Genomic DNA, 2,703 nt, shown 5'->3' on the forward strand with positions numbered 1-2,703 from the left:
CTCTGGTTCAGGTTGAATCTGCGTGGTTCTGTGGTTTGCTGGAGGGTCAGGCGGTGAGGTGATGCTTTGTCACGCCTACTTTGCCGGCGACCCGCGACCAACCGATGGAGGATGTATGGCTCAGGACACGAAGCGACGGAAGGTGCTCGCGGTGCTCGCTGGCGGCCTGGTGCTCGGCGTAGGAGCGGCGGTCACGCTTGCCGCTTGGAACGACTCGGAATTCGCCACGGGCGAGTTCGCGGCTGGCTCTTTCAACCTCGAGGGAGCGACGGACGGCGCGGCCGGAACGTATGCCGATCACAATGTCGACGAGGGTGATGCTGCGGCCACGCTCGATTTCACGTTGCCTGTGGCCGACAACATGTCGCCCGGGGATGTCGCGTACGCGCCGTTCTGGGTGCGGCTGGACGCCACGACGACGAGCCCTGCAACGCTTGCGGCGACCGCCGCGACCGCGACCGGCGCGAACGCGGCGAACCTCGCCTATACCGTGCATGCGATCGAGCCTGCCGCGACGTGCGACGCGACGGCCGCTGATACGGGCGTGCTCGTCGCGAGCGGTGCGAGCCTGACCGCCTTCGAGGCAGGTGCGACCGTGGCGCTTGCCGAAGGTGCCGCTGGGACCGCGGGTGTGCCTGAGCAGCTGTGCTTCACGGTCACTGCCGGTGAGGACCTGGTCGAGGGGGAGTCCGCGACGGCCACGTGGTCGTTCACGGCGACGTCGATCTCCGAGTAGTCCGTGGCGCAGTATCGCCCCGTCGGGTCGCGGACACGCTGGCGTCGGGCACGAGCGCTCCTTGCGAGCGGGCTCGTGCTCGGCGTCGGCGCTGCCGTCACGCTCGCCGCCTGGAACGATAGCGAGCACAGTTCTGCGAGTTTCACTGCCGGGCAGTTCGGCATTGTGGGCGCTGTGAACGGCACTTCTTTCTCCGAGCATCCGACACAGGCTGCGACGGCGACGATGACCTTCCCAGCGACACCGATGGTGCCTGGCACGACGAGCTATGCCCTGTTCAGCGTGCGCACGATCAACCCGTCGGTCGCCGGCACCGCCCAACTGACGGCCAACGCCGGCAACGCGACCGGGCTCGGGCAGTACTTGACCTACGGAGTACGCACCATCACCGGCACCACTTGCAACGCCACGACCTTTGGCTCGGGTACTGCCGTGGTCACCTCCGGCTCGGCCCTCACGACCGGTGCTCCCGCGGGCACCGTCCAAGCCTTGCAGGCGAACAGCGGGAACCAGGTCAACTACTGCTTCGAGGTCAAGCTGCCGGCCGCGGCGCCGAATGCCGCGCAGAGCCAGCAGCTCACCGCTCGCTGGGAGGTCGTCGCGACCTCCGCGCAGCCATAGTCCCGCTGCATTCGTCCCCGTCCTCGCGGCAAGGAGTTCCATTGACGCACCGCCCGCAGAGTCCCGCTCGCCGCGCGTTGTCGTGGGCAGGCGAGGCCGTGCTGTGGCTCGCGGCGGCCGCGGGTGCACTGTGCATCGTGCTCGTGATCCTCGCCCAGACCATGGGCATCACCCTCATGATGTTCAGCACCGGTTCGATGACGCCGACGATCCCGGCCGGATCGGTCGCGGTCGTGCAGCAGACCCCTGCAAGCCAGATCGAAGTCGGAGACGTCGTGACGGTCGATCGCCCGGAGCAGCTGCCGGTCACCCACCGTGTGACCTCCGTGGAACCGGGCTCGAGCGCTGCCGAGCGCACCATCACGATGCGCGGCGATGCGAACGAGCAGGACGACCCGCATCCCTATGTCGTCAGCAATGTGCGCACTGTGCTGTGGTCTGCGCCAGCCGTCGCGCCGCTGATCGTGCAGCTGGGCAGCCCGCTCGTGCTCGGCGGCATCACGCTCGGCGCAGCGCTGCTCGTCGGGTGGGCGTTCTGGCCGAAGCGTGCGAAGGACGAGGCGGAGGCGTCAGCCGATGACCTCGAGCCCGTCGCCACCTCCGGAGTCGCACCTTGATGCGCCCGGTGATGCTCGCGGCGCTCACGCTGCTTGGCGTGCTGTGGGCTGGCGCGCCGGCCGCGGCTTCCCCCAGCTCGGAGGTGGTCGAGGGCCGATTCCTGCGGATCGTGTCAACCGCAGATCCCGATGCGATGCGCGGCATGCTGCCCGGCGATGTCGCCGTATGGGACGTCACCATCAGCGCTCAGGCACCCGAGCCGGGGCAGATCGACATCGCGCTCTCCGGTGACGGGCACCTGCCACTGTCGGTCGATGTGCTCGCGTGCGAAGGGATCTGGGAGACCACTGGCTGCTCGTCTGGAGAGCGTCCGATCGAGCAGGCGCTACCCGCTCCGATTGCGGGGCCGCCGGTACCGATCTTGGAGGTTCCCGCCGATGCCGTCACGCATCTGCGACTCATGGTCTCGGTGCCTCGGGATGCCGACGTGACAGAGCAGGCGACGACCGTGCTGCAGGTGCGCGCCCACGGCTATGGAGACGAGCTCGCAGCGAGCCCGCCCGGGGACTCTCGCGGCGAATTGCCACGCACCGGCATGCAGCTCGGTGGCGTCGCGCTGCTCGCCATCGGCGCCGTGATCGTGGGCATTGCCGGCGCCAGACTGCTCGCCGCCCGACGACGAGCAGAGGCAGCACCGTGACCGCGCGTCGACGGAATGTGCGACACCGCCTACTTGCGGGCGTCGCCGCACTGGGCATCGGTGCCGCAGTGGCGCTGGGCGCGCCGAT

General features: G+C 68.8%; 4 protein-coding genes. All 4 read left to right on the forward strand.

Going from position 1 to position 2,703, the window contains the following annotated elements; translation table 11 throughout:
- Positions 1–115 precede the first annotated feature (115 nt).
- From ABD161_RS15935 to ABD161_RS15950, 4 genes are read left to right on the forward strand one after another with little or no spacing between them, the layout of a single operon-like run.
- Positions 116–736: a SipW-dependent-type signal peptide-containing protein gene (locus tag ABD161_RS15935; protein ID WP_344005229.1), complete on the forward strand. Its 621-nt coding sequence runs from the start codon at positions 116–118 to the stop codon at positions 734–736.
- 3 nt (positions 737–739) lie between these two features.
- Positions 740–1,357 carry a SipW-dependent-type signal peptide-containing protein gene (locus ABD161_RS15940; protein ID WP_344005235.1) on the forward strand — a complete coding sequence of 206 codons (618 nt, stop codon included), beginning with the start codon at positions 740–742 and terminating at the stop codon, positions 1,355–1,357.
- A gap of 41 nt (positions 1,358–1,398) precedes the next feature.
- Complete coding sequence (locus tag ABD161_RS15945) at positions 1,399–1,974, forward strand: signal peptidase I (protein ID WP_344005238.1); 576 nt, start codon at positions 1,399–1,401, stop codon at positions 1,972–1,974.
- Positions 1,975–1,985: 11 nt separating this feature from the next.
- Positions 1,986–2,615 (forward strand): hypothetical protein, encoded by a 630-nt coding sequence (locus ABD161_RS15950; RefSeq protein ID WP_344005243.1) that lies wholly within the window; start codon positions 1,986–1,988, stop codon positions 2,613–2,615.
- Positions 2,616–2,703 lie beyond the last annotated feature (88 nt).

This window comes from Microbacterium paludicola, assembly GCF_039529675.1.
Lineage (GTDB): Bacteria > Actinomycetota > Actinomycetes > Actinomycetales > Microbacteriaceae > Microbacterium > Microbacterium paludicola.